Origin of the sequence: Nostoc sp. C117 (assembly GCF_043099735.1) — a bacterium.
Taxonomy (GTDB): Bacteria; Cyanobacteriota; Cyanobacteriia; order Cyanobacteriales; family Nostocaceae; genus Nostoc.
The window spans coordinates 6,170,705-6,183,901 of sequence record NZ_CP170991.1 but is presented as its reverse complement, the minus strand read 5'-3'; the positions used below and the strand labels follow the sequence as shown (position 1 = coordinate 6,183,901).

The 13,197-nt window shown below is 41.3% G+C and carries 9 protein-coding genes; 7 read left to right on the top strand and 2 right to left on the bottom strand.

Translation table 11 applies throughout. The annotated features are described in order from the left end of the window. Positions 1-45: 45 nt before the first annotated feature. The gene (locus ACFG4S_RS26505) at positions 46-1,959 is read right to left on the bottom strand and encodes a M48 family metalloprotease (protein ID WP_392531914.1); all 1,914 of its coding nucleotides are present in this window, start codon (positions 1,957-1,959) and stop codon (positions 46-48) included. 330 nt (positions 1,960-2,289) lie between these two features. Between ACFG4S_RS26505 and ACFG4S_RS26500 the strand changes: the two genes are divergently transcribed. The 7 genes from ACFG4S_RS26500 (at position 2,290) to ACFG4S_RS26470 (ending at position 10,864) form a co-directional block, all read left to right on the top strand. Then, complete coding sequence (locus ACFG4S_RS26500) at positions 2,290-3,474, top strand: NAD(P)H-quinone oxidoreductase subunit H (protein WP_392531913.1); 1,185 nt, start codon at positions 2,290-2,292, stop codon at positions 3,472-3,474. A 186-nt stretch (positions 3,475-3,660) separates the two neighbouring features. Then, a complete protein-coding gene (locus ACFG4S_RS26495; RefSeq protein WP_392531912.1) occupies positions 3,661-3,834 on the top strand; it encodes a hypothetical protein in 174 nt (57 codons plus the stop codon). A 503-nt stretch (positions 3,835-4,337) separates the two neighbouring features. Further along, positions 4,338-4,874 carry a GAF domain-containing protein gene (locus ACFG4S_RS26490; protein ID WP_392531911.1) on the top strand — a complete coding sequence of 179 codons (537 nt, stop codon included), beginning with the start codon at positions 4,338-4,340 and terminating at the stop codon, positions 4,872-4,874. A gap of 480 nt (positions 4,875-5,354) precedes the next feature. Continuing rightward, on the top strand, positions 5,355-5,744 hold the full coding sequence (locus tag ACFG4S_RS26485; protein WP_392531910.1) for a VOC family protein: 390 nt from the start codon (positions 5,355-5,357) through the stop codon (positions 5,742-5,744). Between the two features lie 752 nt (positions 5,745-6,496). After that, positions 6,497-8,236: a Dyp-type peroxidase gene (locus ACFG4S_RS26480; protein WP_392531909.1), complete on the top strand. Its 1,740-nt coding sequence runs from the start codon at positions 6,497-6,499 to the stop codon at positions 8,234-8,236. Between the two features lie 217 nt (positions 8,237-8,453). After that, positions 8,454-9,641 carry a class I SAM-dependent methyltransferase gene (locus ACFG4S_RS26475; RefSeq protein ID WP_392531908.1) on the top strand — a complete coding sequence of 396 codons (1,188 nt, stop codon included), beginning with the start codon at positions 8,454-8,456 and terminating at the stop codon, positions 9,639-9,641. Between the two features lie 344 nt (positions 9,642-9,985). After that, the gene (locus ACFG4S_RS26470) at positions 9,986-10,864 is read left to right on the top strand and encodes an NAD(P)-dependent oxidoreductase (protein ID WP_392531907.1); all 879 of its coding nucleotides are present in this window, start codon (positions 9,986-9,988) and stop codon (positions 10,862-10,864) included. Between the two features lie 200 nt (positions 10,865-11,064). Here the strand turns inward: ACFG4S_RS26470 and ACFG4S_RS26465 are convergent, their stop codons facing one another. Next, positions 11,065-13,146 (bottom strand): chromosome segregation ATPase, encoded by a 2,082-nt coding sequence (locus ACFG4S_RS26465; RefSeq protein ID WP_392531906.1) that lies wholly within the window; start codon positions 13,144-13,146, stop codon positions 11,065-11,067. Positions 13,147-13,197: the final 51 nt, after the last annotated feature.

Genomic DNA, 13,197 nt, shown 5'->3' with positions numbered 1-13,197 from the left:
CACCCAGCGTCAGCCTTGGATGTTGAGCTTTAAACATCTGTGGTGCTATTTTTTACCTTTTTTTTGGTAAATCATCGAATTTGGTATCACTTTTAATTTTTTCTCCATATTTCTTAAATCGTTATTTAAAATAAAAATGAATACATTACCGGGTAATTCATTTTCTTGTAACAAGCTGTTCACAAGTTTAGAGTTATCGGCCTCGTGGCTACCTTCTAACCAACTGAATTCTCGCTTCACAGCTAGAATATAAAGTGGTTTTTCAGGAAAATATTGTAATTCTTTTTGAAATAAGTAAACAGTTGTTATATGCGGATAATGAGATAACTGCTTACAAAGCTTGTTTAGTTCTATATCTGAGATATCATGAGATTTAAATTTATCATTTTGTCTTAGATTATAACGCTCTTGCTCCGCTTTCAAAATGAAATCATTGTAATTTTCAACACGTTGTTGATAAGATTTTGCTTCATTAATTTTTCCTTGTTGGTGAAGAAAATAACAAATTATCTGACAACCTTCTATGACTATACTTGAGTCTTGATCCATTGCCCTCTCAATGTACTCTATCCCCGTTGCATCCTGTTTGTTTAATAATATTTGCCCTAGTAAATAATTAGCTGAGGCATGGTGAGCTTCACGATGAATAATTTCCTTTAAAAGTGGAATAGCTGCTTCTTCACCCTCAAACTCAAATGTCAAAAATGCTCGTTTACTCGCTTCTTCTAAGGTTAGCTGTTGTTTTTGTGATTTATGATTTAAATCTTTTAATGTAGCTATTGATTGTTGAAAATCAACATATTTTTGTCGCCAAGGTGTTGCTATTTTTTCTCGCCAAGCTTGACTAAAATATTCGATAAATTTTCCTAACCTATTTCCCAATAATTCTTGGGCAGCACTGATTTCAATTGGCGCAAATATAGTTAATTCCTGCTGAGTATTGAGGGTGTATCCTAAAGCTTTTAGTCTATCTGTGAGGCAAGGATGAGTATCAGCATTATTAGTTTTTCTTGTTAAAGCTTCCACTAAATAACTACTTGTTATCTCTTGATGAAGTCTCTGACTTAAAGCCTGCTGCATAGCCATATAAGTCATTTTTGGCGGTTCGATTTCTGTCTCAACTTGTTTATAGATGCTAGACCAAAAATATCTTTCTAGAAATCTAGCTTTGACCTGGAAATTTATCAAAGCCTCAGCAATATTTTGTTCTCCGGTTAGCTCAACGGCACATCTATCTGCTTCATATTCATCCATCCGTGCCAACACAAAAGAATAGGCATTAAAAAACGGGCTGTACCATGTCAAAAACCGATCAAAGATTAACGATGATACTTCATTTCCACCTTGTCCTAGCCCTTCAACGATGCGATACCAAGTTAGACGTTGACGATAAATCCAAGCACCAAAACGGCTGTAATTTCCTGATAAATGTCCTAGTTCATGGGCTAACACGGCACGAAATTGTTCGGGTGGCAGTGCTAGCATGAGCGGTAGACCGACAATTAAGTAATTTTGCTGCCATCCCAGCAAACCGAAGCGTGGTCTTTGGACAACCACTGCATTAAAATCGTTGGTCAGCAGGATGTGGTGAAACCGTGGAGCTTTTAGCTTCGATGAGATTTCGTTAGTTACAGAATAGAGATTGGGTACATCTTTAGATTGTAATGGTAAACCTGTAGGTGGGGGAAAAGAAACCCAAAGCGATCGCACTAACACCAATGCAAACGCCAGCAAAAACAGAACACCTTTCAAAGATGAGGCATTAACTGAATGAGCATTAAGCATTAAAAAGACAATACCTACCAGCAGAGTCAACGTTACAGCTAGAACCAAAAATATATATGCATAACCCAAAGTAGCCAAAAAAGCAACGTGCAATTTATAAAGACGCGGTTGTTTGTTAGCAAAAACTTCTAACTTTTGAATTAGCCTATCAAAACGCTCTTGATTGAAAGTCATAAATATGTATCAGCCTGATAAACCTGTAATATAGCTGACACAATATCTCTCTAGCTTACGTATAAACCCAGAAGTCAATAGTTATCATTGAGAAAACGCATCTTCTTTCACCCCGTCTTTCCAGCACAATGAGATAAAAAAATTCGATGCCTTAATTAACTGCATATCGAGCTTCCATATAATGGTTGAAGAAGTGCAACAAAATTAAACATCAAATCAAATTCCTCTTCCCACAACCCTTACTTTGGCTTGACAAACAAGATAAATTGGGTCTAGTTGGCATCTGCGCGGTTGAATTCAATCTTTTCACGAACGGAGAACACAAAATCTATGACCAGACTAGAAACCCGCACTGAACCAATGGTGCTAAACATGGGGCCACACCACCCCTCAATGCACGGGGTTCTGCGGCTAATCATGACTTTGGATGGCGAGGATGTCGTTGACTGTGAACCAGTTATCGGCTATTTGCACCGGGGAATGGAAAAAATTGCCGAGAACCGCACTAATGTAATGTACGTCCCTTACGTTAGTCGCTGGGACTACGCTGCGGGTATGTTCAACGAAGCCGTCACCGTCAACGCCCCAGAAAAACTAGCAGGTGTTGCTGTACCCAAACGCGCTAGCTACATCCGCGTCATCATGCTGGAATTGAACCGCATCGCTAACCACTTGCTATGGTTTGGCCCCTTCCTCGCTGACGTAGGCGCTCAAACTCCCTTTTTCTACCAGTTTCGGGAACGGGAGATGATTTATGATTTGTGGGAAGCCGCCACTGGTTACCGAATGGTGAATAATAATTACTTCCGCGTTGGTGGTGTAGCAGTTGATTTGCCCTATGGTTGGGTAGATAAGTGTCTAGAATTCTGCGATTATTTAATACCCAAAGTTGATGAGTACGAACGCTTAGTGACGGATAACCCCATCTTCCGGCGACGTGTTGAGGGTATTGGGACTATCACCCGTGAAGAAGCAATTAACTGGGGACTTTCTGGCCCAATGTTACGCGCATCTGGTGTGAAATGGGATTTGCGGAAAGTTGACCATTATGAATGCTACGATGATTTCGACTGGGATGTGCAGTGGGAAACAACCGGTGATTGCTTTGCCCGTTACGTGGTGCGGATGCGGGAAATGCGCGAATCTGTAAAAATTATTCGCCAAGCAATCAAAGGACTTCCCGGCGGTCCTTACGAAAATCTCGAAGCTAAGCGTTTAGCCGCAGGTAAAAAATCAGAGTGGGACGCATTTGATTACCAGTACATTGGTAAGAAAGTTTCTCCTACTTTTAAAATTCCCAAGGGCGAAATTTACTCTCGTGTAGAAAGTGGTAAAGGTGAATTGGGAATTTATTTGGTAGGCGATGATAATGTCTTTCCATTACGCTGGAAGATTCGCGCCGCTGACTTCAATAACCTCCAGATTCTTCCACATTTACTGCGGGGGATGAAAGTTGCAGATATCGTAGTCATTCTCGGTAGTATTGACGTGATTATGGGATCTGTGGATAGGTAGAAAATAGACATCTTCGGAAAAGAATGTAGAGAGATGAAATTTCGCATCTCTACAAGTGTTTATTTTTTAGGACAGTTGTATTACAGTGCAACTGTTCTATTTTTTTAGCTTTTAGTAAGATTGACAATGATACCCCAATTTAGTTAAGGCTTAATATTGCCTTGGGTTAATCAAGCTGAATAATAAATGTTTGTAGTTAGGACTTTGTTTATTAACTCTAACGATCCATCGGTGATTGTATTCCAACCTAATAAATTGCCGGAAGTAAAATATAATAATGATAAATTTACTGTTCTTGATCTATTAGCAGATTGGCAAATTACACCAGTAGATATATTTAGTTGGTTAAAGGTTAAATAGTTCAAAGGGCTGTTATAAACCACGCTAAAATCAGCAAAACCATCTCGGTGGGTTTCAAAACCTCTAAATAAGCAACATTGTCAGCTTATCGTTACTCTAGCTCAATATTTGGAGAATCTAAAATAGTCTTTGATTCCCAGAATCTGCATCAAAACAAAAGACAGATTGTATTCGTTGATAAATATCTGTAATGATGAATACAAACTAACTTTTTTCATTACAGCTTTAAGTATATTGATTACTTCAAACTATAGAAAAACTATGCATATTTTTTGTAACATTTCAAATATCTTAACTTTAAATTTATAATTGGGAATTACATGTGGCGGAAACAAAAAATTATTATTTTTTAATAATTTGTTTTAAATTCATTGAAGAGCTTGACTACTATTATCTTCCGTTACAATTGGAATACTGCCATAAATACAAGAATGTATTTAAATAAAGTTTAATAAACTACCATATAAATCTGGCAGTATTTACTTAGTCGTAATTTTAGAGCCGTGCAAATTCATCCTCACTCAGAATTTCACCAAAGCAACAATCACCCCGAACAAGGTTTGCAAAAATTGCTCGATCGCCTTGTCAAGTCAATAGAGCGGAATGAATTAGTCAGGCAAACAACAAATCAACTCAGAGAATTGCTTCAGGTAGATCGGGTGGTGTTGTATTATTTTTACGGGCAGTGGCAAGGACAGGTAACTTTTGAATCTTTGAGTTCTCAAGAATTCTCAATACTTGGTTCCACTGGGCCAGATGATTGTTTTAACGACGAGTATGCTGCTTTATACTTGGCAGGACGGGTAAGAGCGATCGCTGATATTGAATTAGAGCCAATTGAGCTTTGTCACCGAGATTTTCTCCGTAGTATGCAGGTTCGAGCCAACTTAGTAGTACCAATTTTGATTCCCAGAGGATTGTGGGGATTACTGGCAGCACATCACTGCCAAGGGTCTCATGATTGGTCGCCATTAGATATAGAAATCATGCAAACAGCTGCCCAAACTCTAGCAACAGACCATAATATTCTGGAAAGTTAAAACAATTTGTAATTCGTAATTTAGTTAAAAGATCTGTTAGAAACTGCTCGCCAGTTGCTTCCAGTCGGAAGAGCCAGCTAACGCACTGGTTTGTCTATACAGACAAAACCCAATACTTCTCGGTTAAGGGGAAAAGGGGAAAGGGAAAAGGGAAAAGGGAAAGAAAAAACCTTTAACCCTTACCCTTTTCCCCAAACCCGATTCCGAGTTAAAAATGCTTAACCGAGAAGTATTGAGACAAAACCCAGCGATCTGAGTTAGAAAACCTGAGTTTTTCCTTAGTCTGCGGAAGTGGAATTTGTTTATATAGCAGCTAAGGGATTTCCAAGTAAAAAATATTCCATCGTTGTGTATGCAGAAGAGGCAGAGGAGAAAGAATTTGCCACTATGAAAATGAGATAATTTATTTTCTGGAAGTCCCTAATTCCATTTGTTCTGGCTCTTACCAGCACTAATTTTTCTAAATAAGGAGAAAAAACTGTGAAATTTGGTTACACGGTCATCTGGGTAGACGATGTAGTTAAGACCGTTGAGTTTTACGAAAAAGCATTTGGTCTAGTTCGTCGCACTATCCAGGATATGGGGCAGTTTACCTGGGCTGAAATCGAAACCGGCAGCACCACACTAGCTTTTTCCTCTACTAGCGAAGCCCAAAAGTTATTTCCTGGCGGCTTCCATCCCAACCATCCCACGCAATCACCGTCATTAATCCAGATATCATTTATTACTCCTGATGTTGGTAGCGCTTATATGAGAGCGATCGGAGCAGGTGCAAAAGCATTAAATGCTCCTATTGCCCAGCCTTGGGGACAAACAATTGCTCGCGTGCGGGATCTTAATGGCGTGCTGGTGTCGTTGGTAAGTGGCTAAGTAGCAAATTGTCTTGGACGCAATTAATTGGGGTAAGGATTGCGATCGCTAGAGTTAAAATCAAGACCTAAAATACTATTTATAAAACAAATTTTCAGTAGGGTGTGTTACGGCTTTAGCCTAACGCACCGTTTTCTATAGCGGTGTATTAAGCACTTTAATTATGTTTTTCGTGACAAATCATAGACAAAACAGATGATATGACTTCACTGGCAAGAGCAGGAGTATTTATTAAGTGGCAAGACCCTAATTGTACGCCTAAAAAGTATGGGATTAATACACTAAAACGTGTTTTGAAAGCGTCTGGTTTATTTCAAATCACTAAGAGTCAAAATAACTATAAAAACATTACATTTATTATTTTTCTATAAAATAATAAATGTAGCAATGAACCCTCAAATCCACTCATTAGAGCCGATTACTAGCAATCAATTAATAATTATTATTATATTATTAAACTTACTTATGAGAATTAAAATTGTTTTTCTTCAATTTTGCCTCTAATAGGGTTGAGTCAGAAATACAAAACTGTTGCTATATCTTGCTCAATACTATAATTTATGACCCTATTTAAAATATGTATAGTTTATTTACACAACGCAATCTTCCTAACGATGAAATATGGGTAGAATTGCTGCATAAATCTCTTACCTAAGTCCGATAAGTTAACACAGGTTCCCATTAGAGATACCTGATTCCATCTTTGCATTCTGGAATAGCCAATAGGCTTTACAATCAACAGGACTTTTATCATGACACAACAAATCATTCGTGAAGCACCGGCTCCCGATCCGTTAGAAGGTCAACAGACAAACGCATTCTTCTACGTCCCTGCACCTAATGAGCCTATTCTCAATGTCAACAATATTCAAGGCAACATTCTCGGTGGGTTCAATAAAGACTACCAGGCGCTTTTGTTCCTTGAAATTGAAAATCCAAATGCCTTTAAGCACTGGCTGAAGTCACAGATCAACTTCATTGCCACTGCCTCAGAAGTGATTGCCTTCAACCGCCTATTTAAGTCCAGCAGACAGCGACGAGGCCGAGAAGGTACTGTTAAGGCAACCTGGGTCAATGTAGCTTTCTCCTTTGAGGGGCTGAAGAAATTAACCAATGATGCCGACTCATTTACGGATGAAGCCTTTAAAGCTGGGCTAGCAGCACGGGCTGCTCAGCTGAACGATCCAGTAGACAAAGATGGTAAGCCTATTGGCTGGGTTGTGGGCGGGCCAGATAATGGCAAAGTTGATGTGGTTTTCATCATTGCCAGCGATGAACGCGCGGACTTGTTAGCAGAAGTTTCGCGGATTTTAGAAAGTATTGTGGCATTTACAGATGGAAAAGGCAACGCTAAGAGCAGCGGAGCCAGAATTACCTTTTTGGAAGAAGGAGCGAACTTACCCGCACCCCTAGTTGGACATGAGCATTTCGGTAACCTGGATGGAATATCACAGCCTGGTATTCGTGGTCGGGTTGCTGATAATCCTAAAGACCTTCTGACTCCTCGGCAGAATCCAGAGAATAAAAACCAGGGCAAACCAGGGCAGGATCTGCTGTGGCCAGGAGAGTTCGTTTTTGGTTATGAGGGTCAGGACAATGATGCTAAAAAGTTGGAACATAGCAAAGGTCAGGTTGTATCGGCAGGACTACACTGGGCGAATGATGGCTCTTACCTTGTATTTCGGCGATTGCGTCAAGATGTGTATAAGTTCCACAAGTTCTTAAACGATATTGCTGCTGACCTAGACACTGATGCTCGAAAGGTGAGTGCAAAGCTGATTGGTCGCTGGCCTAGTGGCGCTCCCACTGTCCGCACGCCGGAAGAAGATGCCCCAAGTTTGGGTAATGATGACAATGCCAACAATGATTTTGAATTCAACGGTGATGATGCACCAGATGGAAAATTCTTCAAAAACGACGTAGTTCCACCTTCCAAAGATGCAACTGGTTTGCGCTGTCCGTTTATTGCCCATACCCGCAAGACTTATCCACGCAATGACAAAACACCAGGAGGTGGTGGCCCTAGTCCAGAAGAGATTGATCGTAGTGAAGTGACGACTCAGACGCATCGCTTGCTCCGTCGCGGTATTCCTTATGGTCCGGTGTCTCCTTCAACGCCAAATAATCCACTACAAGACCCGAACTTCGTCGATCGCGGTCTCCACTTTTTGGCTTATCAGACCTCGATTGTAGACCAATTTGAGTTTGTTACCAGATTCTGGGCTAATAATCCAAACTTTAGTCAGGAGGCTGCTACCGGCCACGAGTTTGAAGGGAAATTAACTCTTGGTCACGATCCAATTATTGGTCAAAGCGACAATAATAAACCAAATGGCGATCGCACACGCAAATTCTTTATCCACTTGGAGGATGACCAAAATAAACCTCAAACTAAGGAGTTGACTGCACCTGAAGACTGGGTAATTCCCACTGGTGGCGGCTACTTCTTTGCACCCTCGATTTCTGCTTTGAAGGAAGTATTGACACAATAACGTTTTTAGGTAAATAAGGGCAGAACCATTTTGGCGATCGCATTGAACTGCAAACTTCCCAAGTTTTGTCTGTCAATAAATGCCAGCGATTATGCCACGGTGGTCGATATCATGGGGTTTGTAGACCGTTAGGGAAATAATGAATTATGAATTTTGTTTTGCATCATTCATAATTCATTTATTTTTCTCTAGTCCCCAATCTCAAACCTCAAATTTTATGGATTCAAATCCAGCATTGTGTGCAGCGATCGCCAATCACATTACTACCAGTCCCCAGCAACAAATAACTTTCGCCAAATTCATGGACATGGTATTATACCATCCTGAACACGGCTATTATTCCAGCGATGCAGTTAAAATTGGCTTTCAAGGCGCTGATTTTTTCACGTCTCCCAACCTCACTGCTGATTTTGGCGAGTTACTAGCAGAACAATTTTTCCAGATGTGGGAAATTTTAGGACGCCCTCTAACCTTTTCTCTGGTAGAAATGGGATCTGGTCAAGGACTACTAGCATTGCATATCCTCAAGTATTATCAGTTACAATACCCAGATTTTTTCACCGCCCTAGAATACATCATTGTTGAAAAGTCGCCAACTTTAAGGCAAGAACAACAGCAATGCTTACAAGACTTACCTGTGCGTTGGTGCAATTTAGAGGACATTCCACCTAACTCCATCAACGGCTGTTTTTTTTCTAATGAGTTAGTAGATGCTTTCCCAGTGCATCAATTCACCCTAGAAACTGGGGAACTCCAAGAAATTTATGTAACAACAGATAGCAATGAGGAACAAACCAATGCCCCATACCCATTATTTATTGAAGTAACAGGGAAACCTTCTACACCCAAAGTAGCTGAATATTTCGACTTAGTAGGAATCGATTTAGCTTCAGGTGCATATCCAGATGGCTACCGTAGTGAAATTAATTTAGCTGCTCTAAACTGGTTGAGTATAGTAGCAGACCGCTTGCAGTGCGGCTATGTGTTAACAATTGATTATGGCTACCCCGCCAGTCGTTACTATAATCCCAGGCGATCGCAAGGAACATTACAGTGCTATTATCACCACCGGTTCCATGACAATCCTTATATTAATATTGGACGACAAGATATCACTGCCCATGTTGACTTTACGGCTTTAGAACGCTGGGGCGATCGCTGCGGTTTAGAGAAGGTTGGTTTTATCCAGCAAGGATTATTTTTGATGGCGTTGGGGTTAGGCTTACGTATTTCTGCCATCTCCTATCAAAAACAACCCCTCTCCCAATTACTAAAGCGGCGCGATGCATTACACCAGCTTTTAGATCCCACAGGACTGGGTGGTTTTGGAGTCCTAATTCAGAGTAAAGGTCTAGAGAAGACAAAAATTTCTCAACCACTAAAAGGATTAATTCTGCCAGAATAAACGTAAACTTGAAAAGTTAAAACTCTATTTAAGAATGCAGTATCAATCTTATTTAGACTAGCATAGCAGTGGTTCCTGTTAATTTAAACACCATACAAAAGTAATAATTATGACTTCTCATGACCTGCTTATGTTAGTAACACTACTTACTCCTGGCATTTTACTTTCAGTGATAATTATGGCTACTTTTGCCGCTGGTGGTTAAGCTCATCCCACCTTTAAAAAGGTATGGGACTTCACGTTGACTGTTGACGGTTAACAGTCATCAGTCAACCGTCAACAGTCATCGGTCTTAAAAAGTGACGCTTCTGCATCGCTAACGCTGTATTAAAGGAACGTAAAAAATGAAGGTGGCATTTCTGGGAACTGGACTGATGGGACTACCAATGGCTCAAAGGTTATTAGCCGCAGATATACAGCTAGTTGCCTACAATCGTACCCCAGAAAAATTAGCACCACTGCAAGCAGCTGGGGCTGAAATTGCTACACATCCCCGTCATGCAATTAGTGCTGCTGAGTGCGTAATTCTCATGCTGACTAATGCCCCAGCCATTTATAATGTGTTGCTTTCAGATAGAGCTTCGCAAACTCTCAAGGGACGTACAATCGTTCAAATGGGAACAATTACGCCCACTCAAAGCCAGGAAATTAGAGATGCAGTTGTTGCGGGTGGTGGCGAGTATTTAGAAGCACCTGTATTAGGGAGTATTCCCGAAGCAACAGCTGGCAAGTTGAGTGTTATGGTAGGGGCTGAGCGAGAACAATATGAACGCCACTTGAAGTTACTCCAAAATTTTGGAACAGAACCTTTATTTATCGGGCCAGTGGGATCTGCGGCTGCGCTCAAATTGGCGCTAAATCAACTAATAGCTTCTTTGACAACTAGCTTTGCTCTGAGTCTAGCTTTTGTCCAACGTCAGGGTGTTGATGTGGATGTCTTTATGCAAATATTGCGCGATAGTCCACTCTACGCGCCTACCTTTGACAAAAAGCTACAACGGATGTTAGATGGCAATTATGCCGATCCGAATTTCCCTACAAAACACTTGCTCAAAGATACGGAATTATTTATCTCGGAAGCGAAATCTCGAAGTTTGGATCTCAGTAGTATTAAAGGTGTTCGACAAATCTTACAAACAGCCGTGAAAATGTCATTTGCTGATGACGATTACTCATCACTATTTTCTGTGATTAAGGAATGGGGAGAAGCGATCGGGGATTAGATAATTCGTAATTCTTAATACTTCTCTATGAGAGGCTGCGCCAACGGCTACGCGGTAGTTGAGCGTAGTCGAAACTCAGTACAAGTTCGTAATTCGTAATTACGTTTTGTGTCGGGGTCTAAATCCCCGACACAAAACGCGTTACCTGTAGAGACAGGGGACTTAAACCCCCAAAGTTCGTTAACTAAATCTTAAAAAATTTACTGACCGATGGTAGTGGTTGAAGGCGGCGATCCTGGAGACTCTTGCGGAGGCTGAGGTTCAGGTTGAGGATTCAGAAATTCCTGCCAACTTTTAATTTGGTCTTGGGCTGCATTGTAAGCACTACTACCCCGTGGAATTGACTTAGCAATCTCAATACCTTTGGTAATGTCAGACTGACCTTGAGAGCGTGCTATTTCTAACAGTTGCTGACTCCATTGGTCAATGGCGAGATTGGCATCCATACGTAAGATGCTATTGTTTGAAACCCGATCTGCTAGTCGTATTCCCTCAACTAAAGCTTCTGGCGTACCAGCAGCTGCCACTTCCTGGGCTTTTTTCCAGTTTTCTGTGGTGCGGATTTGCCCTTCCCAGTCATTTATAGCTGCTTGGGCATCCCCAGAAAGCGCTCTTCCTGATGATGCAATTTGTTGAGCTGCGCTAATGGCGGCGGTTAAATTTCCACTCTGAGCCAGTTCTCGTGCTTGATCCAAATAGGGTTGGTCTTCGATTCGCTGAATTTTTGCTGCCCAAGTGCCAATTTTTCTTCGTGCTTCTGGATATAATGCACGACCTCTGCGGATTTGGCTAGCTTGAGCGATCGCAGCTTGCAATGAATTAATATCTTCAAATACTGCTATCTGGTCAGCACGTTCTAGATAAGGTTGGTCTTCGATTGTCTCGATTTGCGCCTCCCACTGACTCATTTCTTGCCTAGCTTCTGTGCCTCTGGGGTTACTCGCAGGAATGAGTTGGGCTTGGGCGATGGCAGCTGTTAAATTATTAACTGTTCCTTGGCTAGCCAAAATTCTCGCTTTTTCTAGATGAGCAACGTCTTCAATTTCCAACTGCCAACGAGCAATTAACTGTTGCGCTTCCTCATATACTGGTCTTGAAGGATCGATTTGTTGTGCTTGAGCGATCGCAGCTTCTAAACCAGAGACATTACCTAGCCAAGCACTTCTTTTGGCGTCAGCTATCGCAATAAAGTCATCTGTTTCGCCCTGTAGTTTCGTAATTTCGGGAATTTGTCTAGCAATATCCAACGCTTCATCAGCATTTCGTTGGTCTAGTTTTGCTTTTGCCAAATCCAGCATTTTACGTCCAAATACGGGAATCGACTCTTGAGCTTTTTGATAAAGGTAACTTTCCTGCCCAATGGACTCAGCTAGCTTGATCGCTTCTAGTAAATTATCAACTACTTTACTGCTGGCTAAATTTTCGGCTTTTCCTAACTTATCACCATCTTCTCGCGCTGTGGCAATTAGACGATTCAATTGGTCGTATTTAGTACCCGCCCAGTATTGATTCTCTACACGGAGCATTTTAGCGGATAACATGAATGCCGATTGCCATCGCCGTTCCTTGACTTCGGCAATGGCACCGTTGTATGTGGCTTCTGCCTTAGACCAAATTGTTTGCCATTTGTCAATTTGCTCGTCTACTAATTTATAGGCTGCCACATCTGAGGGGATCTGGCGAGCAGTAGCGATCGCTTCCTCTAAATTTCCTGTTTGGAAACTTTGATCCGCTAGCTTCAAAATATCCCGCGACCACTCTTCGATGAAACGATTAATTTCTTCGTGCAATGGGTGATTTTCTGGTAGTTGCTTGACTAAGGCGATCGCTTGCAGCAAGTCATTCACTGTATCCTTAGAAGCCGCTAGCTGAGCGCAGTGTAATCTTACCGAAGCACTAGCGAGAGGCCAGAAAATCGAGGGGCAGTTAGGGGCGGCTGGCAACTTTAACAGCATTGCCATTGCCAATAACCCCACACTGCCAGGAATCAAACTTAGGAGCAATGACCACAATATCCAGCTTTTCATCCAGCGTGGCCATTTCCGAGAACTTTTACCCGTTGGGGCAGTTCCTTCGGAATAACTATCTATATTTCTACGAGACCAGCCGGAAAAGAAATTCTTTTTTTTTCGCCGCTTCACTGACTTAGAGTTAGAACCAGTAGCTGGGACATCAAATGGCTGAGTTTCACCGAATTTTTCTGTTCGGGATAATCTTTCGTTTTGATCTGGCTTTCTTCCACTGGCTGAAGACCAACTGTCAGGAATATCCCGCTCTGTCATCTCTCACACCAAAATAATTTAATAGCGCTCTGTATTAGGTCGATAATTCCA